This is a genomic window from Streptomyces xanthii, assembly GCF_014621695.1.
Classification (GTDB): domain Bacteria; phylum Actinomycetota; class Actinomycetes; order Streptomycetales; family Streptomycetaceae; genus Streptomyces; species Streptomyces xanthii.
The window spans coordinates 1,774,221-1,795,911 of sequence record NZ_CP061281.1 but is presented as its reverse complement, the minus strand read 5'-3'; the positions used below and the strand labels follow the sequence as shown (position 1 = coordinate 1,795,911).

Sequence of the window (21,691 nt, the reverse complement as noted above, 5' to 3'; positions counted from 1 at the left end):
TGTGGAACATCGTATAGACTTCCAGTGTTGTGATGCCGTCCCTCAGCCTGCCAGGAGCACCCCCATGAATCTCACCGGCCGCCACTTCCTCAAGGAGCTGGACTTCACCGCCGAGGAGTTCCGCGGTCTGGTGGAGCTGGCCGCCGAGCTCAAGGCCGCCAAGAAGGCGGGGACGGAGATCCAGTACCTCAAGGGCAGGAACATCGCCCTGATCTTCGAGAAGCCCTCCACCCGCACCCGCTGCTCCTTCGAGGTGGCGGCCGCCGACCAGGGCGCCTCGACGACGTACATCGACCCGAGCGGCTCCCACATCGGCAAGAAGGAGTCGAGCAAGGACACTGCGCGGGTCCTCGGCCGGATGTTCGACGCGATCGAGTTCCGGGGCGACGCCCAGGAGACCGTCGAGACGCTCGCGGCCCACGCGGGCGTGCCGGTCTACAACGGCCTGACGGACGACTGGCACCCCACCCAGATGCTCGCCGACGTGCTCACCATGACCGAGCACAGCGCCAAGCCGCTCACGGACATCGCCTTCGCGTACCTGGGCGACGCCCGGTTCAACATGGGGAACTCGTACCTGGTCACCGGCGCCCTCCTCGGCATGGACGTGCGGATCGTCGCGCCGAAGGCCTACTGGCCGGCCGAGGAGATCGTCGCGAAGGCCCGTGAGCTCGCGGCGGCCAGCGGCGCGCGGATCACCCTCACCGAGACGGTCGAGGAGGGCGTACTCGGCGCCGACTTCGTCGTCACCGACGTGTGGGTGTCGATGGGCGAGCCCGCGGAGATCTGGGACGAGCGCATCAAGGCCCTCACCCCGTACGCCGTCACGATGGACGTCCTGCGCGCCACGGGGACCGCCGACGTGAAGTTCCTGCACTGTCTCCCCGCCTTCCACGACCTCGGCACCAAGGTCGGGCGCGAGATCCACGAGAAGTACGGCCTGGAGTCCCTCGAGGTCACCGACGAGGTCTTCGAGTCCGAGCACTCCGTCGTCTTCGACGAGGCGGAGAACCGGATGCACACCATCAAGGCCGTCATGGTCGCCACCCTCGGCCGCACCCCGGGCGCCTGAGCCCACCGGGAGCGCCCGCGCCCCCGGGCAGGACAGCCCGCACCTTCGTACGGCAGCCCGAACCCCCGTAGAACACCAGCACCCGTTCACACTGATGGGGCCGGACCACCTCTCCGGCCCCACCGGCATGCGGCCCACCCCGCCGCGCCCGCACCACCAGAAAAGAGCACCACCCCATGCCGCCGTCGCCGACCCCCACCGGCCCGCGCATCAAGTCGCCCGAGACCCTCATCGCCGAATCGGGCGCCGACCTGGAAGGCCACGGCCTCAAGCGCACCATGGGGCTGTTCCAGCTCGTGTGCTTCGGCGTCGGCGCGATCGTCGGCACCGGCATCTTCGTCGGCCTGTCCGACACGGTCGCCGAGGCCGGACCCGCCGTGATCGTCTCCTTCGTCCTCGCCGCGATCACCTGCGTCTTCACGGCGTTCTCCTTCGCCGAGCTGGGCGGCGCGATCCCCGTCTCCGGCTCCTCGTACTCCTTCGCCTACGCCGCCCTCGGCGAGCGCGTCGCGTTCCTCGTCGGCTGGTGCCTGCTCCTGGAGTACGGCATCTCCGTGTCGGCCGTCGCCGTCGGCTGGAGCCAGTACCTCAACGAACTGCTCGACAGCGTGTTCGGCGTCCAGCTGCCCACCGCGCTGTCCGCGGGACCCGCCGACGGCGGCGTGATCAACCTGCCCGCCGTCGTCGTCATGGCGATGGCGGCCGCTCTCCTCGTGCGCGGCATCCGCGAGAGCGCCCGCGCCACGGCCTTCATGGCCGTCCTCAAGATCGGCATCCTGCTGGCCTTCTGCGCGATCGCCTTCAGCGCCTTCCAGGAAGGCAACCTCACGCCGTTCCTGAAGGAGGGCGCCGGCGGCATCACCTCGGGCGCTTCGCTGGCCTTCTTCTCGTACATCGGCTTCGACGCCGTCACCACCGCCGGTGAGGAGGTCAAGAACCCGCGGCGGAACATCCCGCTCGCGATCATGATCTGCATCGGGCTCGTCACGCTGCTGTACTGCGCGGTCGCCGTCGCGGCCATCGGCGCGCTCGGCGCCGACGCCGTCGGCGACAAGCCCGCCGCGCTCTCCCTCGTCGTCGACCAGGTCACCGACTCCACGGTCGGCGGCGGCATCGTCGCCTTCGGCGCGGTCGTCGCCATCGCGTCCGTCGTCCTCGCCGTGATGTACGGGCAGACCCGCATCCTGATGTCGATGTCCCGCGACGGGCTGATCCCGCGCGTGTTCGAGCGCGTCTCGCCGAAGACCTCCACGCCGGTGCGCGGCACGCTGATCGTGGCGTCGGTCTTCGCGGTGCCGGCCGCGTTCTCCTCGCTCGACGTCGTCGTGAACCTCACGACCATCGGCACCCTCGCCACCATGGTCGTCGTCAACATCGCGGTCGTCGCGCTGCGCCGCTCGCGCCCCGACCTGAAGCGCTCGTTCCGGGTGCCGCTGTACCCGCTCAGCCCGGTCCTGGGCGTCGGCTTCTGCATGTACCTGATCTGGGGGACGGGCTGGACGACGTGGGTCCAGTTCGCCGTGTTCCTCGTCGTCGGCGCGCTCGTCTACGCGTTCTACGGGCGCCGCAACTCCCGGCTCGGGGCCGCACAGGCACAGGCAGCCTGATTCGAAAGAAAGGCGCTAGTCCTCGGAGGCGGGGCGCTGGCGCGGCACCGCGGGGAGCGTGAACCACACCGCCTTGCCGGAATCGGTGGGGCGGTGCCCGCACGAGGCCGACAGCGTCCGGATCAGCAGCAGGCCCCGCCCGTGCTCCTGCCAGGGGTCCGGCTCCTCGGCGTCGTCCGGGTTCGTGAGGTCCGAGGGCGGCGCCGGGTCCGGATCGTGCACCTCCACCTGACAGCCGGTCTCCAGGAGCTCCACGACCAGCTCGATCGGCGCGTCCCCCGTGGTGTGCTCCACCGCGTTCGCCACCAGCTCCGCCGTCAGCAGCTCGGCGGTGTCCGTGTCGGCGCCCGGCGGCTCGATGTCCCCCAGGGCGGTACGGACGAGGGCGCGCGCGACCGGCACGGCGGCAGCCGTGTGCGGCAGGGCGATACGCCACGACATGGGGGTGGAGGGACTGGGCAAGGCGGGTCCTGAGGGCGGGGGTCTCGGGGCTGGCGACTCGGGCTGGGGTCTGCGGGGCGGGCGGCTCGTTCTCTCGGTCGGCTCGTCTCTGCCGGTTCGGCGGCTGCTCCACCGGTCCGGCGGCCGAGCTGCCGGGCGGCTCGGGGTGACTGTCCTGCTTTCGACCGTATGAATGGTACGGCGTGTGCGCCAGGGTCTCCTGGCGGCGGTCTCCCGGGCCCTTCGTCCCCGGGCCGTCGCCCGTGCGGTGCGGGGCCCGGCACTCTCATCATGCCCAGCACCCCGCCGTTCTATCGCGCACTCGTGACGGCAGTCACGAAGCGGTGATAACTTCGAGGGGAGGAGCCGCCGGGAACCCCGCCGTAGGAGGCCGCACGCGCATGAGTCCCTTCACCGGATCCGCCCCCCGCACCGAGAAGTGGCGCCACCTGGACTACGCCGTGGACGCGCACGGCGTCGCCACGGTCACCCTCGCCCGGCCCGAGAAGCTCAACGCGCTCACCTTCGGCGCCTACGCCGACCTGCGCGACCTGCTCGCCGAGCTGTCCCGCGAGAAGTCCGTACGCGTCCTCGTCCTGGCCGGAGAGGGCCGCGGATTCTGCTCCGGCGGCGACGTCGACGAGATCATCGGCGCCACGCTCGGCATGGACACCGCCCAGCTCTTGGACTTCAACCGGATGACGGGCCAGGTCGTGCGCGCCCTGCGCGAGGCCCCGTTCCCCGTGGTCGCCGCCCTGCACGGGGTCGCCGCGGGCGCCGGAGCCGTCCTCGCGCTCGCCGCCGACTTCCGCGTCGCCGACCCCAGCACCCGCTTCGCCTTCCTGTTCACGAAGGTCGGACTGTCCGGCGGCGACATGGGCGCCGCCTACCTGCTGCCCCGCGTCGTCGGCCTCGGCCACGCCACCCGGCTGCTCATGCTCGGCGACCTCGTGCGCGCCCCCGAGGCCGAGCGGATCGGCCTGATCAGCCAGCTCACCGAGGAGGGCGACGCCGACACGGCCGCCCAGGCCCTCGCCCAGCGCCTCGCCGAGGGCCCCGCGCTCGCGTACGCGCAGACCAAGGCACTGCTCACCTCCGAGCTCGACATGCCGCTCGCGGCGTCCGTCGAGCTGGACGCCGCGACGCAGGCGCTGCTGATGAACGGCGAGGACTACGCCGAGTTCCACGCGTCCTTCACCGAGAAGCGCCCCCCGAAGTGGCAGGGGAGGTGAGCGCGGCCGTGCCCGCTCAGCGCATCGCCGTGATCGGCGGCGGCCCCGGCGGCCTGTACGCGGCCGCCCTCCTCAAGCGCCTCGACCCCGGCCGTGAGATCACGGTCTGGGAGCGCAACGCACCGGACGACACCTTCGGCTTCGGTGTCGTCCTGTCCGACGAGACCCTCGGCGGCATCGAGCACGCCGACCCCGCCGTGTACGCGGCGCTCCAGGACGAGTTCGTGCGCTGGGACGACATCGACATCGTGCACCGCGGCCTCCGGCACACGTCCGGCGGCCACGGCTTCGCCGCACTCGGCCGGCGCCGCCTCCTGGAGATCCTGCAGAGCCGCTGCCGCGGGCTCGGCGTCGACCTCCGCTTCCGCACCGAGGCGCCCCCGGCCGCCGAGCTCAGCGCCTCGTACGACCTGGTCGTCGCCGCCGACGGGGTGAACAGCCGCACCCGCGCCGCCCACGCCGACGCGTTCGGACCGCACATCGAGGAGCACCGCAACCGCTACATCTGGCTCGCCGCCGACTTCGCCTTCGACGCCTTCCGCTTCGAGATCGCGGAGACCGGGCACGGCGTCATGCAGCTGCACGGCTACCCCTTCGACGCGGAGCGCTCCACCGTCATCGTCGAGATGCGCGAGGAGGTGTGGCGAGCCGCCGGGTTCGCGGACGCCGACGTACGCGATTCCATCGACACCTGCGCCAAGATCTTCGCGGACGCGCTCGGCGGCCGCGGCCTGACCTCCAACAACTCCGCCTGGCTCACCTTCCGCACCGTCGTCAACGACCGGTGGTCGCACGGCAACGTCGTCCTCATCGGCGACGCCGCGCACACCGCGCACTTCTCCATCGGCTCCGGCACCAAGCTCGCCGTCGAGGACGCGCTCGCCCTCGCCGCCTGCCTCCACGAACACCCCACGACCGAGGCGGCCCTGAAGGAGTACGAGGCCGAGCGGCGGCCCGTCGTCGCCTCCACGCAGCGTGCGGCGCGGGCCAGCCTCGCCTGGTTCGAGGAGCTCGGCCGCTATCTCGACCAGCCGCCGCGCCAGTTCGCCTTCAACCTGCTCACCCGCAGCCGCCGCGTCACGCACGACAACCTGCGGCTGCGCGACCCCGGCTTCACCGAGTCCGTCGAGCGCGAGTTCGGCTGCCCCGAGGGCACGCCCCCGATGTTCACCCCCTTCCGGCTGCGCGGCCTCGCACTGCGCAACCGGGTCGTCGTCTCGCCCATGGACATGTACTCGGCGGTCGACGGCGTCCCCGGCGACTTCCACCTCGTCCACCTCGGCGCGCGGGCGCTCGGCGGCGCGGGGCTCGTCATGACGGAGATGGTGTGCGTCAGCCCCGAGGGCCGCATCACCCCCGGCTGCGCGGGCCTCTACACCGACGAACAGGCCGCCGCCTGGACCCGGATCGCCGACTTCGTGCACGCGCAGTCGCCCGGCACCGGGATCGGCCTCCAGCTCGGCCACTCCGGACGCAAGGGCTCCACCCGCCTCATGTGGGAGGGCATGGACGAGCCCCTGCCCGACCCGGACGCCAACTGGCCCGTGGTGGCCCCCTCCGCCCTGCGCTACAAGCCGGACAACCAGCTCCCGCGCGAACTGTCCCTCCCCGAACTCGCCGCGATCCGTCAGGAGTTCACCGCCGCCGCCCGGCGCGCGGCCCGTGCCGGATTCGACCTCCTCGAACTCCACTGCGCCCACGGCTACCTGCTGTCGAGCTTCCTGTCGCCGCTCACGAACCGGCGCACGGACGCCTACGGAGGTTCCCCGGAGGCCCGGCTGAAGTTCCCGCTGGAGGTCTTCGACGCGGTGCGCGAGGTCTGGCCCGAGGACCGGCCCATGACCGTCCGGATCTCCGCGACGGACTGGGCCGAAGGGGGACTCGACGGGGACGACGCCGTCGCCGTCGCGCGGGCCTTCGCCGCGCACGGGGCCGACGCGATCGACGTCTCCACGGGGCAGGTCGTCGCGGAGGAACGCCCCGCGTACGGGCGCTCCTACCAGGTGCCCTACGCGGACCGCATCCGCAACGAGGCGGGCGTTCCCGTCATCGCCGTCGGGGCGATCTCCTCCTGGGACGACGTGAACTCGCTGGTCCTCGCGGGGCGGACGGATCTGTGCGCGCTGGGGCGGCCGCATCTGTACGACCCGCACTGGACGCTGCACGCTGCCGCGGAGCAGGGGTATGCGGGGCCCGGCGCGGTGTGGCCCGCCCCGTACCGTGCCGGTAGCCGGCGCCCCCAGACGGGCCGCCTGGACGCGCCCAAGCCCCGTCTGGTCCTGCCCAGCTGACGCTCCGTCGCGGGCGGTCGTTCGTCCGCGGCTCCGGTGGGGGCTGGTCGCGCAGTTCCCCGCGCCCCTGGAGATGCGCACTTCGTGCGCGATCTCCATCGGGGCGGCGCCCCGTCGGGGAAATGCGACGCGAAGCGTCTGCATTTCAGGGGCGCGGGGAACTGCGCGACCAGCCCCCACCGGCCGGTGGTCGACACGCGGCCGGTGGGACCACGGCGAGTGGTCGGGTCCCGCCCCCACCGGCCGGTGGCCCGCGACGACGCGTAACCCTCCGCGGCGCGGGCGAGGCCTAGCCCCCCGCGGCGCGCACGTATCCCGCCGCCGCACCCCGTAGGAGCCCGTCCAGCGCCCGGAAGACCTCGAACGCCCGGACCCCGGGCCAGTCCACCGGCAACAGTTCCCGCGGCAGCCCGGGATCCGCGTAGGGAAGATGCCGCCAGGAGTCCACGGCCAGCAGATGATCCCGGTAGGCGAGGCGCGGGTCGGCGACGGGCCGCCCCTCCCAGGCCCGCAGCACCCCTTCGTGCTCGTCCAGGAACGCCTCGTACAGCTTCGCGAGGGCCGGCAGGTCCCACCAGCGGGCCACCGCCTCGGCCGTCGCCGCGAACCCCAGATGTTCGCCCCGGAACAGGTCGACGTACCCGGCGCAGCCGATCCGTTCGAGCGTGTGCCGGGTCTCGTCGTACAGCCCGGCGGGGGCCAGCCACACGCCGGGCGCCGCCGTGCCGAACCCCAGCCCGCTGAGCGTCGACCGCAGCACGTGCCGCCGCGCCCGCTCGGACTCCGGCACGGAGAACACCGCCAGGACCCAGCCCTCGCCCGCGGCCGGCGCCCCGTAGACCCGCCGGTCGCCGTCGTCGAGGAGCTGGCGGGCGTCGCCGGACAGGGCGTACGCGGCGGCGCCGGCCTCGGTGCGGGCTGGCACAAGGAGCCCGCGCCGCTTGAGCCGGGAGACCGCCGAGCGGACCGACGGCGCGTCGACCCCGGCCGCGCCGAGCAGCCGGATCAGTTCGGCGACGGGCACGGGCCCGGGAAAGTCCCGCCCGTGCGCTCCGTAGAGCGTGACGATCAGGGACCGGGGGGTGTGGATGGGCTGCTCGGACACGTGATCACTGTACGGTCCGCCCTGCGCGCGCACCCCGGGATCACCCCGCGGCCGGGGCCGCCCCGCCGCCCGGCTCCCGCAGCCGGAACCGCTGCAGCTTCCCCGTCGCCGTACGCGGCAGCGCGTCCAGGAACTCGATGACGCGCGGGCACTTGTACGGCACCAGTTCCGCCTTCACGAATTCGCGCAGCGCCTCCGGATCCCGGCGCGCGCCCGGCCGCAGCACGACGTGCGCGACGGCGATCTGTCCGCGCGCCTCGTCGGGCCGCGCCACGACCGCCACCTCCGTGACGTCGGGATGTTTGAGCAGCGCGTCCTCGACCTCGGGGCCCGGGATGTTGTACCCCGCCGAGATGATCATGTCGTCGGCGCGGGCGAGATAGCGGAAGTAGCCGTCGGGCTCGCGGACATAGGTGTCCCCGGTGACGTTCCACCCGTGCCGTACGTACGTGGTCTGCCGTTCGTCGGCGAGATAGCGGCAGCCGACCGGACCGCGCACGGCGAGCAAGCCGGGCTCGCCGTCCGGGAGTTCGGCACCCGACTCGTCGACGATCCGGGCCTGCCAGCCGGGCACGGGCAGGCCCGTGGTGCCGGGCCGGATCGCCTCGTCGGCCGCCGAGATGAAGATGTGCAGGAGTTCGGTGGCGCCGATCCCGTTGATGATCCGCAGCCCGGTCGCCTCGTGCCAGGCCTCCCACGTGGCCGCCGGGAGGTTCTCCCCGGCGGAGACGCAGCGCCGCAGCGAGGAGACGTCAAAGGCGCCGTCGGACCTCTCGGCGAGCATCGCGCGGTACGCGGTCGGGGCGGTGAACAGCACGGACACCCGGTGCTCGGCGATCGCGGGCAACAGCTGGCGCGGGCCCGCCTGTTCGAGCAGCAGCGCGCTCGCGCCCGCCCGCAGCGGGAAGATCACGAGGCCGCCGAGTCCGAAGGTGAAGCCGAGCGGCGGGCTTCCCGCGAACACGTCGTCGGGCATCGGCCGCAGCACGTGCCGCGAGAACGTGTCCGCGATCGCGAGGACGTCCCGGTGGAAGTGCATGCAGCCCTTGGGCCGGCCCGTCGTCCCGGACGTGAACGCGATGAGCGCGACGTCGTCCGCCGCCGTCTCCACCGCCTCGTACGTGTCTGGCTTCCCGGCGGCCAGGCTCAGCAGGTCGTCGGGGTCGTCCCCGCCGAACGTCGCGATCCGCAGCCCCGGCACCCCGGCCTTGAGCAGGTCGTCCACCACGCGGGCGTCGCACAGCGCGTGGCCGACCCGCGCGATCTCGCACATCGTGGCCAGCTCGGCGGACCGCTGCTGCGCCAGCACCGTGACGGCCACCCCGCCCGCCTTCATCACGGCGAGCCAACAGGCCGCCAGATGACGGGTGGTGGGGCCGCGCAGCAGCACCCGGTTGCCCGGGACGACACCGAGGTCGTCGGTCAGGACGTGCGCGATCCGGTCTACGGTCGCCTTCAACTCCCCGTACGTCCACGGCGGTTCGCCGGGGGAGTGGAAGGCCGGCCGGTCCGCCCCGAACCGCTCCACCGTCGCGTCGAGCAGTTCGGCCCCGCAGTTCACGCGCTGCGGGTACCGGAGCTCGGGCAGTTCGAAGACGAGCCCCGGCCACAGCTCGGCCGCCGGCAGGTGGTCGCGGGCGAACGTGTCCGTGTGCGCCGAGGGCGACAGCGGGGGCGGAGCGGTGGACGGGCCGGACTGCGGATCGTGCGGTGCGGACGGTGAGGTCATCGCCGGGCGCCCCCTTGCCGTATGGGCCCGCGCGCCGGATGGGCGCGCCGGGCCGTCGCGTTCACGCGACTGCTGATGGCCGGATGTCGGTTGGTCGCACATCGAGCGTATCGTGATGGTGACGACAGTCAACGGGGCGCGATACGGTTCCCGGGAAGCCGAGGGTGCTCGACCGGGAGGAGCAAGGCCGTATGGGGTCATTCTCACTCGAACCGTCACAGGTCGCCTGGTGCGCCGAGATCCGCGAGCTGGCCGCGCGGCATCTCGTCCCGCTCGCGGAGAAGGCCGAACCGGGCCGCATCAACCGCCCGCTCGTCGCCGAACTGGGCCGCCTGGGTCTGCTGGACCGCCTCTTCACCTCCGGCGCGCTCGACCTGTGCCTGATGCGCGAGTCCCTGGCCCGGGTCTGCACGGAGGCCGAGACCGCCCTCGCCCTGCAGGGACTCGGCGCCCACCCCGTGCACGCCCACGGCAGCGCGGAGCTGCGCGAGCGCTGGCTGCCCGAGGTGACGGCGGGCCGCGCCGTCGCCGCCTTCGCGCTGAGCGAGCCCGGCGCCGGGTCGGACGCGGCCGCGCTCTCCCTCACCGCCGAACCGGACGGCCCGGACTCCTGGCGCCTGACCGGCGAGAAGTGCTGGATCTCGAACGCCCCGGAGGCCGACCTCTACACGGTCTTCGCCCGCACCACCCAGGGAGCCGGCGCCCGCGGCGTCACCGCGTTCCTCGTCCCCGCCGACCGCCCCGGCCTGACCGGCGAACCCCTCGACATGCTCTCCCCGCACCCGATCGGCGCCCTCGCCTTCGATGGCGTCCCCGTCACCCGCGCCGACCTGCTCGGCGAGGTCGACGCCGGATTCCGCGTCGCGATGGGCACCCTGAACCTCTTCCGCCCCAGCGTCGGCGCCTTCGCCGTCGGCATGGCCCAGGCCGCCCTGGACGCGACGCTCGCCCACACGGCCTCCCGCCAGGCCTTCGGCGGCACCCTCTCCGACCTCCAGACCGTCGCCCACCAGGTCGCCGACATGGCGCTGCGCGTCGAATCGGCCCGCCTGATGGTCTACGCGGCCGCCGCCTCCTACGACGAGGGCTCGCCCGACGTCCCCCGCACCGCCGCCATGGCCAAGCTGCTCGCCACGGACACGGCCCAGCACGTCGTCGACACGGCCGTCCAGCTCCACGGCGCCCGCGCCCTGCGCCGCGGCCACCTCCTCGAACACCTCTACCGCGAGGTCCGCGCCCCCCGCATCTACGAGGGTGCCTCCGAGGTCCAACGGGCCATCATCGCCAAGGAGTTGTACGCCCCTCTCCGAAAGGCCCGCCCATGACGGATGCCCGGCCGCACGTCGACCGCGTCAACCCGCCCACCCTCTCCCCGCCCACCGGCTTCTCCCACGCGGTCGTCGCCACCGGCACCCGCCTGGTCCTCCTCGCCGGCCAGACGGCCCTGGACACGGACGGCAAGATCGTCGGCGACACCCTCCCCGCCCAGTTCACCCAGGCCCTCACCAACCTCCTCACCGCCCTCCACACCACCGGCGGCACCCCCGCCGACCTGGCCCGCGTCACCATCTACACGACCGACGTGGCCGCCTACCGCACCCACGCCCGCGAACTGGGCCACATCTGGCGCGACCTGGCCGGCCGGGACTACCCGGCGATGGCCGTCATCGGCGTCGTCCGCCTCTGGGACGAGGAGGCGCTGGTCGAGATCGACGGGATGGCGATGCTGCCCTGAGACGGCGCCGTCCCGAGCAGATCCGAGGCCGTTCGGGGGACCTTGATCGACTGGTGGCTGTCGGGGTGCGGGCTTATTTTCGAGGGGTGGGCTGAACGGCCCACGGGTCCTCACACGAGGGCGATGCGCGATGACACATCCCGAGCCCGCGACACCAGCAGCGACCGCCGCCCCACCGAAGGGCGACGGCAAGGCCATCACCCTGTTCGTGATCGCCTCCTGTCAGCTCATGGTCGTGCTCGACATCACGATCGTGAACATCGCGCTCCCGCACATCCAGGACGCGCTCGACTTCTCGACCACGAACCTGTCCTGGGTGGTCAACGCGTACACGCTGACCTTCGGCGGACTGCTGCTGCTCGGGGGCCGCACCGGTGACATCCTCGGGCGGCGCCGCGTCTTCATCTTCGGCGTTCTGCTGTTCGGGCTCGCCTCGCTGCTCTGCGGCGTCGCGCAGGCCGAGTGGCAACTGCTCGCCGCCCGCGCCTTGCAGGGGGTCGGCGGCGCCATCGCCTCGCCGACCTCGCTGTCGCTGATCACCACGAACTTCGACGAAGGGCCCGAACGCAACCGGGCCTTCGGTGTGTTCGCGGGTGTCTCGGCCGCCGGCGGCGCGATCGGCCTCCTCGCCGGCGGCATCCTCGTCGAATGGCTCGACTGGCGCTGGATCTTCTTCGTCAATGTGCCGATCGCCCTGCTCATCGCCTTCCTCACCCCGCGGCACGTCAAGGAGTCCGAGCGGCATCCCGGCCACTTCGACTTCCTGGGCGCACTCACGTCCACCCTCGGCATGGTGGCGCTGGTCTACGGCTTCATCCGTGCCGCGCAGGAGGGCTGGCGGGACGCGCTGACCCTCACGTCGTTCGGCGTCGCGGTGGTCCTGCTGATCGTGTTCATCCTGGTCGAGCGCAGATCGCGGCAGCCCATCACCCCGCTGCACATGTTCGCCGACCGCAACCGCGCGGGCACGTACGGCATCATGCTCTGCCTCGCCGCGGCGCTCTTCGGGATGTTCTTCTTCCTGACCCTGTTCGTGCAGAGCGTCCTCGACTTCAGCCCGCTCCAGGCCGGCCTGGCGTTCCTGCCGGTCAGCGCGGTGGTCGCGGTGGCGGCCGGGTTCACCTCGCAGGGGCTGCCCAAGTACGGGCCGAAACCGTTCATGGCGTTCGGCTCGCTGTTCCTGGCGGCCGGGCTGTCCTGGCTGACGTTCACCGACGTGCATTCGACGTACGCCGGCTCCATCCTCGGCCCGATGCTGGTGTTCAGCCTCGGCATGGGCCTGCTCTTCGTGTCGCTGACCCTGATGGCGCTGTCGAACGTCGCGCCGCAGGAGGTGGGCGCCGCGTCCGGCCTGCTCAACGCGACCCAGCAGGTGGGCGGTTCGCTCGGCCTGTCCATCCTCGTCACCGTCTTCGGCACGGCGAGCAACAACGAAGCCCACACCCAGGTCCCCGCGTTCCTCGCGCAGGCGACCCCACTGGAGAAGGCCCAGTTCGCCCGGACCGGCCGCCTGCCCTCGCCCTGGGGCGACGAGGTGCTCACCGCGGGTGTTTCCGCCGGCTTCATCGTGGCCGCCGCGTTCGCGGTCGTGGCCCTGATCATCTCCCTCACGGCCATCCAGGTCCGGCCGTCCGACATCGAACGCCTCAAGGGAGGCGCGGGACCACCGGGGGCGGGCTGACCGACCCCGCACCCCAGTCGAACACCGGGGCGCCGCCACCCTCCTTCGCGAACGACACCGAGGGCGCGGCGCCCCGGAGCCCGAGCGCCTCACGCAGAAACCCGCTCATCGCCAGAGCGGCGACCTCGCACCGGTAGTCGGCCCCCGGATACCGCAGTTCATGCACCGCGACAACCAGTCCGTCCGGGTGCAGCGCCACCATCTCGGAGGCGTGCAACGCCGCCCCGAAAGCGAGCCAGGCACAGTCCTCCCAGTACAGAGGCACGGCGGGCAGCGCGAGCGAGACCTTCCCGTGCACGATCAGCCCGCCACCCTGCGACGCCACATCCCGAGGCACCACCTCACCCGTGAGATCGGCAGCGAACCCGAACCCACCCCGGTGCGCCCGGAAGTTGTACGTCAGCGTCATGCGGTCCCCTGCCCCTCGCCGGCTTTCGTCCTCTCCGCAGTGGCCAACGAACAAGCGGGGAAGGACGGTTCCGCCCCAGGGCGCTGCCTACGTGGCGGCAGGGACCTGAAGAGCTGACGGCTCATCGTCAGCTCCACCTTCGGCGGCCGCACCACCCGAGCCGCCGCCCCGCTCCCGAATTCGATTGTCCGGTGGGTGGGCCGGTGCGAGGATGCGGGGGTTTCTCTCAGGGGGAGGGGTATTGGCCGTATTCGTCTGTGCGGAGTGTGGTGGCAGGCTCACCACGGATGTCCTCCGGGTCGCGTTGCCGGCCCACGCGCATGCCAGTTACGGGAACGGCATCCAGCTGCCCGTGCTGATGGAGGCGGGGACGTACGCCGTGGATCCGGAGCCGTGGGGGCCGCCGTGGCGGACGTGGGACGAGCTCGCCCCGGGGGAGGCCGCGCGGCGCGGTGTGTTTCTGCCGGTGCCGCGGCTGTCGGACGCCCCGGCCGGTGCGGTCGTCATCGCGCCTGGTGACGTCCGCGGAACCCGGCTGGTCCCCGAGCAGAGCGACGGAGCCTGCTGCGGCATGGACGGACGGGACGGCCCCAACATGGCGTGTGCCTCCTGCGCGTCCCCCGTCGCGACCCGGGTGGACGACTGCTCGCTCTGGCAGGCGGTGTGGTTCGCGCCGGACGCCGTGCGCCGGATGCCCACCGACGGGGACGCCGCAGACCCGCTGGCCTGGGAGCAAGTGGTGGACCAGGTACAGCCGTCGGCGCCGTTCGAGCCGATCGCGACGTGGGGCGGCGGACGGTACGGAACGGGCCACTACTGGTCGTGGAGCCCCCGATGGGAAGCCGCAGCGGGGCAGGCTCTGGCCCACCTGGTCGCGGCCTCCGAGGGGCAGCCGCTGACGGTGCCCGACGGGCTCACCGCGCAGGTCTTCCAGCGTGCCCTCGACGCGCTGCTGCCCGACGGTCCGCCCCGGCGCCGCGCCGTACTGGCCGGCCCCGGGCTGCCCGTGGCGGCCGACGGCGCGGACGTGCTCCTCGTCCCGGTCCATCCGCAGACCGGCGAACCATGGGACCCGCCCGGTGCCGCCCACTCCGCGTACCGGGTGCCGCTGCCCGCCGACCTGTGGCTGACTCTGGTCCGCCCGCAGCCGCGCGGCCCGGTGCCGGAACCCGTCTCGGGCGGACTGCCCCCGCTCGTACGGTGCGACTACCCGATCCCGCCGGGCGGGCGCGGGCACTTCTGGGTGGACCGGTGGATGTTCCGGCGCACCGCGGCCCGGCTGCCGGCCGCGCGCCACCCGTGGTTCCGCGAGGTGATCGAGCACCGCGCGGAACGCGGGCGGAGCCACGGCCTGTTCTAGCCCGGGCGCGGCCGGAACCGACGGCCTCAGATGTCCCGGAAGATCTCGATCTGCGCCCCCACCGAGTTGAGCCGCTCCGCCAGATCCTCGTAACCCCGGTTGATGACATACACGTTGCGCAGCACCGACGTGCCGTCCGCCGCCATCATGGCGAGGAGGACGACGACCGCGGGGCGCAGGGCCGGCGGGCACATCATCTCGGCGGCGCGCCAGCGGGTCGGGCCCTCGACCAGGACGCGGTGGGGGTCGAGGAGCTGGAGGCGGCCGCCGAGGCGGTTGAGGTCGGTGAGGTAGATCGCGCGGTTGTCGTAGACCCAGTCGTGGATGAGGGTCTGCCCCTGGGCGGCGGCCGCGATCGCCGCGAAGAACGGGACGTTGTCGATGTTCAGGCCCGGGAACGGCATCGGGTGGATCTTGTCGATCGGCGCCTCCAGCTTGGAGGGGCGGACCGTCAGGTCGACCAGGCGCGTACGGCCGTTGTCGGCGACGTACTCCGTGGAGCGGTCGTGGTCGAGGCCCATCTCCTCCAGGACGGCCAGCTCGATCTCCAGGAACTCGATCGGCACGCGGCGCACGGTGAGTTCGGACTCGGTGACGACGGCCGCGGCCAGCAGGCTCATCGCCTCGACCGGGTCCTCGGAGGGGGAGTAGTCGACGTCGACGTCGATGTGCGGGACGCCGTGCACGGTCAGCGTGGTCGTGCCGATGCCGTCGACGCGGACGCCGAGCGCCTCCAGGAAGAAGCAGAGGTCCTGGACCATGTAGTTGGACGAGGCGTTGCGGATGACGGTCGTGCCGTCGTGGCGGGCCGCGGCGAGCAGCGCGTTCTCCGTCACGGTGTCGCCGCGCTCGGTCAGCACGATCGGGCGGTCCGGGGCCACGTCCGGCTGCACCTCGGCGTGGTAGAGCCCCTCGGTCGCCGTGATGTCGAGGCCGAAGCGGCGCAGCGCGATCATGTGCGGCTCGATCGTGCGGGTGCCGAGGTCGCAGCCGCCCGCGTACGGCAGCTTGAAGTGGTCCAGGCGGTGCAGCAGCGGGCCGAGGAACATGATGATCGAGCGGGTGCGGCGGGCCGCCTCCGCGTCGATCGACCCCATGTCGATCGTGGCCGGCGGCACGATCTCCAGGTCGACGCCGTCGTTGATCCAGCGGGTGCGGACACCGATGGAGTTGAGGACCTCGAGCAGGCGGTAGACCTCCTCGATGCGGGCGACGCGGCGCAGCACCGTGCGGCCCTTGTTCAGGAGGGAGGCGCAGAGCAGCGCCACGCACGCGTTCTTGCTCGTCTTGACGTCGATGGCGCCGGACAGGCGGCGGCCGCCGACGACCCGCAGGTGCATCGGGCCGGAGTAGCCGAGCGACACGATCTCGCTGTCGAGTGCCTCGCCGATGCGGGCGATCATCTCAAGGCTGATGTTCTGGTTGCCGCGTTCGATGCGGTTGACTGCGCTCTGGCTGGTTCCGAGTGCCTCGGCCAACTGTGCCTGCGTCCAGCCCCGGTGCTGCCGGGCGTCACGGATGAGCTTGCCGATGCGTACGAGGTAGTCGTCTGCCATAGCGGCAGGTTATCTCAGATATGAGATGACGCATTCCGTGGGGCCCGTTCGGGTGAAGGGGCTTGACGGAGGCTCAGCGACCGCACTCGTGACCGGTGTGACCTTAGTGGCGGAAGTGGTTGATTCCGGTCATATGCGGATCTGATGGAGTGTCGCGCCCGCCATCGCCGGTCGGAGGGGGTGGCGTCAGGCGTCCGTCACGCAGTCCACCGCGCACCCTCGCTCCCGGAACCGCCCGTACAGCGCCACCGCCGCATCCTCCCGCCGCGCGTACGGAAACCCGAAGTGCCCCCGCATCAGCTCCAGCACCGCGTCCGTCCGCACGATCGCCGGCTCCCCGGCCCCCGCCCGCCGCCGCGCCTCGGCGATCGCCATGTCGCAGGCCCGCCTCAGCGCCACCGGATACCGTCGCCGTTCTGCCGCGTGCGCGCGCCGCGCATGGAAGGGCCGCCTCACCCGCCCGCCGGCCGGCAGCCCGAGCGCGGCGAGCGCGATTCCCGCGGCGGCCACGAGTGCGCCGAGCGTCACATTCACGGTCCACCCCCTGCGGGGGAGGGTAGCCCTGTCGTATGTCTCTCGGTCGTCAATCTCTCGGCCCCACGCACGTGTCCGCACGCGGAAGGACTTCGATGGTGAGCAGAGGTGCTCGGGCGCGTGGGCGCCGTGGCGTACTCGTGGCCTGCGGGTTCGCGCTCGCCGCCGCGGGCTGCGGTTCGGGCGGCGACGGGGCCGCGGCGCCGACACCCGGCTACGTCGCGAGTGCGGAGCAGCTGTGCGGCGGCTCGGCGCTGTCGAAGGGCGCCGGCGAGGCCCTCGAAGCGATCACCGGTTCCGACCGGTTCGAACCCACGAACAAGAAGACCACAGTGGCGGCCGCCGCCGCGGAGCTGTCCGGCACGGTCCTCTCCACGGCCAGAGCGAAGGGCGACATCTGCCGGATCTACCCGCCGGACGATTCCCCCGTCGACGAGCTACGCGTCACCTGGTGGACGTGGGACACCGCCCCGGACGGGCCCCCCGCCTCGAAGTACACCCTGTTCCCGATGGGCGAGCAGGCCGGCGGCGCGACCGACGGCGCCTTCGTCTCCTTCGCCTGCCGCGCCGAGGGCGAGCCCGCCTCCGGGGCGGCCCACGTCACTGTCGACGTCGAGAACCCGGACATGATCCACGAGTCCGATGGCGACCCGAAGCGGCTGAAGCGTGCCTACGTCACCGTCGCTCACTCCTTCTCGCTGGCCCTCGCCAAGCGGCTCCGTTGCGCCGATGACGGCGGCCTGAAGGCGACGTCCGGGCCGTAGCACTGGTGGAGCGCGAGGTGCCGTACGACGATGGGAAGGCTGGGCGGGTGGGCGCGCGGTGAAGGGCCGGGTGGCGCCGCTTGATGGCACCGCTCGGTGATGTACTAGAGTTATCTCGACATCGAGATATCTGCCGAGGCGTGCCGCAGTCGCGCGACCTCGCCGCTTCGACGGTAAGGGTTACCTAACTAAGCCTTACCTTAGCGGATCGGCGAGCAGGTCGTGTCGGCAGGATGTGGTGGAACGCGCACATATATGAAGGAGACTGTCGTGTCGGCGAACAGCTTCGACGCCCGCAGCACGCTGCGCGTGGGCGACGAGTCGTACGAGATCTTCAAGCTGGACAAGGTCGAGGGCTCCGCGCGCCTCCCTTACAGCCTGAAGGTCCTCCTGGAGAACCTGCTCCGCACCGAGGACGGCGCGAACATCACCGCCGACCACATCCGTGCCCTCGGCAGCTGGGACTCGCAGGCCCAGCCCTCCCAGGAGATCCAGTTCACGCCGGCCCGCGTGATCATGCAGGACTTCACCGGCGTGCCCTGTGTCGTCGACCTCGCCACCATGCGTGAGGCCGTCAAGGAGCTCGGCGGCGACCCGGCGAAGATCAACCCGCTGGCCCCGGCCGAGCTGGTCATCGACCACTCCGTCATCGCCGACAAGTTCGGCACGAACGACGCCTTCAAGCAGAACGTCGAGCTGGAGTACGGCCGCAACAAGGAGCGCTACCAGTTCCTGCGCTGGGGCCAGACCGCGTTCGACGAGTTCAAGGTCGTCCCGCCGGGCACCGGCATCGTGCACCAGGTCAACATCGAGAAGCTGGCCCGCACGGTCATGGTCCGTAACGGCCAGGCCTACCCGGACACGCTGGTCGGCACCGACTCGCACACCACGATGGTCAACGGCCTGGGCGTCCTGGGCTGGGGCGTCGGCGGCATCGAGGCCGAGGCCGCCATGCTCGGCCAGCCGGTCTCCATGCTGATCCCGCGCGTCGTCGGCTTCAAGCTGACCGGCGAGCTCCCGGCCGGCACCACCGCCACCGACCTGGTCCTCACGATCACCGAGATGCTGCGCAAGCACGGCGTCGTCGGCAAGTTCGTCGAGTTCTACGGCGAGGGCGTCGCCGCCACCTCGCTGGCCAACCGCGCCACCATCGGCAACATGTCGCCGGAGTTCGGCTCCACCGCCGCGATCTTCCCGATCGACGACGAGACGCTGAAGTACCTGCGTCTGACCGGCCGTGACGAGCAGCAGGTCGCGCTCGTCGAGGCGTACGCCAAGGAGCAGGGCCTCTGGCTGGACCCGGCCGCCGAGCCGGACTTCTCCGAGAAGCTCGAGCTGGACCTCTCCACGGTCGTCCCGTCGATCGCCGGCCCGAAGCGCCCGCAGGACCGCATCGTCCTCGCGAACGCCGCCGAGCAGTTCAAGCACGACGTGCTGAACTACGTCTCCACCGCCGACGAGGCGGGCGAGGAGTCCTTCCCGGCCTCCGACGCCCCGGCCGCCACCAACGGCACCCCGTCGAACCCGGTCACCGTGACCGCCCCCGACGGCTCGACGTACACGATCGACCACGGCGCCGTCACCGTCGCCGCGATCACCTCCTGCACCAACACGTCGAACCCGTACGTGATGGTCGCCGCCGCGCTCGTCGCGAAGAAGGCCGTCGAGAAGGGCCTGACCCGCAAGCCGTGGGTCAAGACGACCCTCGCCCCGGGCTCGAAGGTCGTCACCGACTACTTCGACAAGGCCGGTCTGACCCCGTACCTCGACAAGGTCGGCTTCAACCTGGTCGGCTACGGCTGCACCACCTGCATCGGCAACTCGGGCCCGCTGCCCGAGGAGGTCTCGAAGGCCGTCAACGACCACGACCTCGCCGTCACCTCGGTCCTCTCCGGCAACCGGAACTTCGAGGGCCGCATCAACCCCGACGTCAAGATGAACTACCTGGCGTCCCCGCCGCTGGTCGTCGCGTACGCCATCGCGGGCTCGATGAAGGTCGACATCACCAAGGACGTCCTCGGCACCGACCAGGACGGCAAGCCGGTCTACCTGGCCGACCTGTGGCCCTCCGAGGCCGAGGTCAACGACGTCGTGGCCAACGCCATCGGCGAGGACATGTTCGACAAGTCCTACGAGGACGTCTTCGCGGGCGACGCCCAGTGGCAGGCCCTGCCGATCCCGACCGGCAACACCTTCGAGTGGGACGCCGAGTCCACCTACGTCCGCAAGCCCCCGTACTTCGAGGGCATGGGCATGGAGCCGGCCCCGGTCGGCGACATCACCGGCGCCCGCGTCCTGGCCAAGCTGGGCGACTCGGTCACCACCGACCACATCTCGCCCGCCGGCGCCATCAAGGCCGACACCCCGGCCGGCCAGTACCTCACCGAGCACGGTGTGGAGCGTCGTGACTTCAACTCCTACGGCTCGCGCCGAGGCAACCACGAGGTCATGATCCGCGGCACGTTCGCCAACATCCGCCTGCGCAACCAGATCGCGCCGGGCACCGAGGGCGGCTACACCCGCGACTTCACGAAGGACGGCGCCCCCGTCTCCTTCATCTACGACGCCTCGCAGAACTACCAGGCCGCCGGCACCCCGCTGGTCATCCTGGGCGGCAAGGAGTACGGCTCCGGCTCGTCCCGCGACTGGGCCGCCAAGGGCACCGCGCTCCTCGGCGTCAAGGCCGTCATCACCGAGTCGTACGAGCGCATCCACCGCTCGAACCTCATCGGCATGGGCGTCCTGCCGCTCCAGTTCCCGGCCGGCCAGAACGCCGACTCGCTCGGCCTGACCGGCGAGGAGACCTTCTCCATCGCCGGTGTCACCGAGCTCAACAACGGCACCACGCCGAGCACGGTCAAGGTCACCACCGACACGGGCGTCGAGTTCGACGCGGTCGTCCGCATCGACACCCCCGGTGAGGCCGACTACTACCGCAACGGCGGCATCATGCAGTACGTGCTGCGCAACCTGATCCGCAAGTAAGCGGTCGAGCAAGCGGTACAGCAGGGCAGGTGAGGGCCGCATCCCCGGTGACGGGGGTGCGGCCCTCCGCCTTGGTCAGCGGTACCGGTAGACGATCCGGCCGCGCGTCAGGTCGTACGGGCTGACCTCCACGAGCACCCGGTCGAACGGCACGATCTTGATGTAGTTCTTCCGGATCTTGCCGCTGATGTGCGCCAGCACCTTGTGCCCGCTCTTCAGCTCCACCTGGAACCTGGCGTCCCGCAGGCACTCCACGACGGTGCCCTCCATCTCGATACCGCGGTTCGTCTTCGGCATCAGAGGATCACCAGCTCCGCGTTGCCGCCGGCGCGCTCGGCGCCGACGGTCTCGAACAGGGCCAGGGCCGCCTCGTTGCGCTCGCCGACCTCGGCGGACACCGCCCTGGTCCCGGAGGTGTGGAGGGAGCCGAGCACATCGGCGAGCAGCGCCCGCGCGACACCCCCGCGCTGCCGGTCGGACCGGACCGCGAGGAGCCCGATGCGCGGCTGCCGCGGCACGGGCGCGAGCCGGAGCAGTCCGACGTAGCGCCCGGACTCCTCGGCCACCGTGTACTTCGTCGGATCCGTCACGACGGCGTCGTCGAGGCGGGGCAGCACCTCGGCCGGCATCTCCCGCCGGCCGAGCGAGGCCTCCACCTCGGCGCGGACCGCGCGGTCCAGATCGCGCAGGGGGTTCCGCTCCGGCGCGCCGAACGGGAGGATCGTCACGCCCGACGGCGGACGGACCGGGCCGAGGCCCGTGACCCGCGGGTCGGTGGGAACGATATACACGCCCTCGCGGCGCGCGACGGTGAAACCGGCGTGCTCCCAGCGGGACATGAGTGCGGAGTCGGCCTCGTCGACCACCGTGTACAGGGGGCGGGGGAGTGCCGCGAGCAGGGCCGCGACCAGGGGGTCGAAGAGCGCGTCCTGCCAGACGTCGATGCTCAGGAAGAGCCGCCCGTCGTGCCGCCGCCAGGCCTCACCGCGGCCGACCACCAGGTCGTCCACCAGCGCGTGCCACTCGTGATCGGCGACGCGCGTGATCACCGCTGAACCGGTCAGTTCTGTTGATTCCATAGGTCTTCACCTTTTCGGGATCGCCATGTCGAAAGCGCTCCCGGGCGACCTAGGTCAATCGCCTGACCGTGGGGAAAGGAGGAGCACCCACTTGCCTTCTCTGTACATGGG

The 21,691-nt window shown here is 71.7% G+C and carries 18 protein-coding genes; 10 read left to right on the top strand and 8 right to left on the bottom strand.

What is annotated here, in order from left to right; translation table 11 throughout:
- Nucleotides 1-64: 64 nt before the first annotated feature.
- Entirely contained in the window at nucleotides 65-1,072 is a 1,008-nt protein-coding gene (argF, locus tag IAG42_RS08215) for an ornithine carbamoyltransferase (RefSeq protein WP_188336365.1), read from the top strand.
- 176 nt (nucleotides 1,073-1,248) lie between these two features.
- Nucleotides 1,249-2,679, top strand: a complete 1,431-nt coding sequence (locus IAG42_RS08210; RefSeq protein WP_188336364.1) for an amino acid permease — start codon at nucleotides 1,249-1,251, stop codon at nucleotides 2,677-2,679.
- A 15-nt stretch (nucleotides 2,680-2,694) separates the two neighbouring features.
- Here the strand turns inward: IAG42_RS08210 and IAG42_RS08205 are convergent, their stop codons facing one another.
- Nucleotides 2,695-3,120, bottom strand: a complete 426-nt coding sequence (locus IAG42_RS08205; RefSeq protein ID WP_188341254.1) for an ATP-binding protein — start codon at nucleotides 3,118-3,120, stop codon at nucleotides 2,695-2,697.
- Nucleotides 3,121-3,521: 401 nt separating this feature from the next.
- On the opposite strand from IAG42_RS08205, the gene IAG42_RS08200 reads away from it, so the two are divergent.
- Together IAG42_RS08200 and IAG42_RS08195 are read left to right on the top strand one after the other, a co-directional pair.
- Complete coding sequence (locus IAG42_RS08200) at nucleotides 3,522-4,352, top strand: enoyl-CoA hydratase family protein (RefSeq protein WP_188336363.1); 831 nt, start codon at nucleotides 3,522-3,524, stop codon at nucleotides 4,350-4,352.
- An 8-nt stretch (nucleotides 4,353-4,360) separates the two neighbouring features.
- Entirely contained in the window at nucleotides 4,361-6,643 is a 2,283-nt protein-coding gene (locus IAG42_RS08195; protein ID WP_223205908.1) for a bifunctional salicylyl-CoA 5-hydroxylase/oxidoreductase, read from the top strand.
- A gap of 289 nt (nucleotides 6,644-6,932) precedes the next feature.
- Here the strand turns inward: IAG42_RS08195 and IAG42_RS08190 are convergent, their stop codons facing one another.
- Both IAG42_RS08190 and IAG42_RS08185 read right to left on the bottom strand, forming a co-directional pair.
- Nucleotides 6,933-7,748 (bottom strand): PaaX family transcriptional regulator, encoded by an 816-nt coding sequence (locus IAG42_RS08190; protein ID WP_223205907.1) that lies wholly within the window; start codon nucleotides 7,746-7,748, stop codon nucleotides 6,933-6,935.
- A 40-nt stretch (nucleotides 7,749-7,788) separates the two neighbouring features.
- Nucleotides 7,789-9,477 (bottom strand): AMP-binding protein, encoded by a 1,689-nt coding sequence (locus IAG42_RS08185; protein WP_188336361.1) that lies wholly within the window; start codon nucleotides 9,475-9,477, stop codon nucleotides 7,789-7,791.
- 191 nt (nucleotides 9,478-9,668) lie between these two features.
- Here IAG42_RS08185 and IAG42_RS08180 point away from each other — a divergent pair, with 191 nt between their 5' ends.
- The 3 genes from IAG42_RS08180 to IAG42_RS08170 all read left to right on the top strand — a co-directional run bounded on the left by IAG42_RS08180 (nucleotide 9,669) and on the right by IAG42_RS08170 (nucleotide 12,893).
- Nucleotides 9,669-10,802 carry an acyl-CoA dehydrogenase family protein gene (locus IAG42_RS08180; RefSeq protein ID WP_188336360.1) on the top strand — a complete coding sequence of 378 codons (1,134 nt, stop codon included), beginning with the start codon at nucleotides 9,669-9,671 and terminating at the stop codon, nucleotides 10,800-10,802.
- Nucleotides 10,799-11,212, top strand: a complete 414-nt coding sequence (locus IAG42_RS08175; protein WP_188336359.1) for a RidA family protein — start codon at nucleotides 10,799-10,801, stop codon at nucleotides 11,210-11,212. Before IAG42_RS08180 ends, IAG42_RS08175 begins: the two co-directional genes overlap by 4 nt.
- Before the next feature lie 130 nt (nucleotides 11,213-11,342).
- Complete coding sequence (locus IAG42_RS08170) at nucleotides 11,343-12,893, top strand: MFS transporter (RefSeq protein WP_188336358.1); 1,551 nt, start codon at nucleotides 11,343-11,345, stop codon at nucleotides 12,891-12,893.
- On the opposite strand, the gene IAG42_RS08165 is transcribed toward IAG42_RS08170, so the two are convergent.
- Nucleotides 12,859-13,302: a hypothetical protein gene (locus tag IAG42_RS08165; RefSeq protein WP_188336357.1), complete on the bottom strand. Its 444-nt coding sequence runs from the start codon at nucleotides 13,300-13,302 to the stop codon at nucleotides 12,859-12,861. The two genes, IAG42_RS08170 and IAG42_RS08165, sit on opposite strands and share 35 nt — an antisense overlap.
- A gap of 241 nt (nucleotides 13,303-13,543) precedes the next feature.
- On the opposite strand from IAG42_RS08165, the gene IAG42_RS08160 reads away from it, so the two are divergent.
- The gene (locus IAG42_RS08160; protein WP_188336356.1) at nucleotides 13,544-14,662 is read left to right on the top strand and encodes a hypothetical protein; all 1,119 of its coding nucleotides are present in this window, start codon (nucleotides 13,544-13,546) and stop codon (nucleotides 14,660-14,662) included.
- 26 nt (nucleotides 14,663-14,688) lie between these two features.
- Here IAG42_RS08160 and IAG42_RS08155 read toward each other — a convergent pair whose 3' ends face one another.
- Together IAG42_RS08155 and IAG42_RS08150 are read right to left on the bottom strand one after the other, a co-directional pair.
- Complete coding sequence (locus tag IAG42_RS08155) at nucleotides 14,689-16,218, bottom strand: helix-turn-helix domain-containing protein (RefSeq protein WP_188336355.1); 1,530 nt, start codon at nucleotides 16,216-16,218, stop codon at nucleotides 14,689-14,691.
- A 186-nt stretch (nucleotides 16,219-16,404) separates the two neighbouring features.
- The gene (locus IAG42_RS08150) at nucleotides 16,405-16,752 is read right to left on the bottom strand and encodes a hypothetical protein (protein ID WP_188336354.1); all 348 of its coding nucleotides are present in this window, start codon (nucleotides 16,750-16,752) and stop codon (nucleotides 16,405-16,407) included.
- Between the two features lie 140 nt (nucleotides 16,753-16,892).
- Between IAG42_RS08150 and IAG42_RS08145 the strand changes: the two genes are divergently transcribed.
- Entirely contained in the window at nucleotides 16,893-17,516 is a 624-nt protein-coding gene (locus tag IAG42_RS08145; RefSeq protein ID WP_223205906.1) for a hypothetical protein, read from the top strand.
- Nucleotides 17,517-17,786: 270 nt separating this feature from the next.
- Entirely contained in the window at nucleotides 17,787-20,501 is a 2,715-nt protein-coding gene (gene acnA / locus IAG42_RS08140) for an aconitate hydratase AcnA (RefSeq protein ID WP_317453301.1), read from the top strand.
- A 75-nt stretch (nucleotides 20,502-20,576) separates the two neighbouring features.
- Here the strand turns inward: acnA and infA are convergent, their stop codons facing one another.
- Both infA and IAG42_RS08130 read right to left on the bottom strand, forming a co-directional pair.
- Nucleotides 20,577-20,798, bottom strand: coding sequence for a translation initiation factor IF-1 (gene infA / locus IAG42_RS08135; protein ID WP_188336352.1), 222 nt, complete (start codon nucleotides 20,796-20,798; stop codon nucleotides 20,577-20,579).
- The gene (locus tag IAG42_RS08130; protein ID WP_188336351.1) at nucleotides 20,798-21,580 is read right to left on the bottom strand and encodes a GNAT family N-acetyltransferase; all 783 of its coding nucleotides are present in this window, start codon (nucleotides 21,578-21,580) and stop codon (nucleotides 20,798-20,800) included. The genes infA and IAG42_RS08130 overlap by 1 nt, the downstream gene beginning before the upstream one ends.
- Nucleotides 21,581-21,691 lie beyond the last annotated feature (111 nt).